The organism is Photobacterium makurazakiensis, assembly GCF_050336715.1.
GTDB classification, from domain to species: Bacteria; Pseudomonadota; Gammaproteobacteria; order Enterobacterales; family Vibrionaceae; genus Photobacterium; species Photobacterium makurazakiensis.
The window spans coordinates 1-806 of the sequence record NZ_JAKJSJ010000147.1 but is presented as its reverse complement, the minus strand read 5'-3'; the positions used below and the strand labels follow the sequence as shown (position 1 = coordinate 806).

The following is an 806-nucleotide window of genomic DNA, read 5'->3' as shown; positions in this document are numbered from 1 at the left end:
TAACGATAACTGCTTATGCAGCTGGGTTTCCCCATTCGGAAATCGTAGACTCAGGTGGCTTTTACTGCCTAATCTACGCTTATCGCAAGTTAATACGTCCTTCATCGCCTCTGACTGCCCAGGCATCCACCGTGTACGCTTAGTCACTTAACCATACAACCCCAAGAGGTTTCGTATGGCAACAACCAAGGTTCACTCTCTCGTTAAAGAGAATTATTTGTTTTCGCCGGACTCTTACACAAGACACTTGAATGTGTTTGTTTTGAGAACTCGTATCTCGTTCTTATTAAAAGAAGCAAGATACATTTGTAATCGAATCTAAAGATTCAATTTACTAGTCAGCTTTCCAGATTGTTAAAGAGCATGTGTTTCATTATCTCTAAAGAGATACAAGAACCACTTTCTAATCACACTCAACATCAAGTATTAAGCATATTTAGAAAGTGGCGTCCCATAGGGGAGTCGAACCCCTGTTACCGCCGTGAAAGGGCGGTGTCCTAGGCCTCTAGACGAATGGGACTAAGTRTTTCTGCGAATGTTGTTGGGCAACATTCGCGCTCTCTTACATTTCGACCAAGCAATCTGTGTGGACACTGCATAAAACAGCAGTCATATCGTTAAGGAGGTGATCCAGCCCCAGGTTCCCCTAGGGCTACCTTGTTACGACTTCACCCCAGTCATGAACCACACCGTGGTAAACGCCCTCCCCGAAAGGTTAAGCTATCTACTTCTGGTGCAGCCCACTCCCATGGTGTGACGGGCGGTGTGTACAAGGCCCGGGAACGTATTCACCGTGGCATTCTGAT

At 45.8% G+C, this 806-nt stretch carries 1 tRNA gene and 2 rRNA genes; all 3 read right to left on the bottom strand.

Features of this window, described 5'->3' with window-relative positions:
• Nucleotides 1–153, bottom strand: a 23S ribosomal RNA gene (locus tag L4D09_RS28805); the annotation flags it as partial.
• 291 nt (nt 154–444) lie between these two features.
• Nucleotides 445–520: transfer RNA gene (locus L4D09_RS28800), tRNA-Glu, on the bottom strand.
• 98 nt (nt 521–618) lie between these two features.
• Nucleotides 619–806: ribosomal RNA gene (locus L4D09_RS28795) — 16S ribosomal RNA — on the bottom strand; the annotation flags it as partial.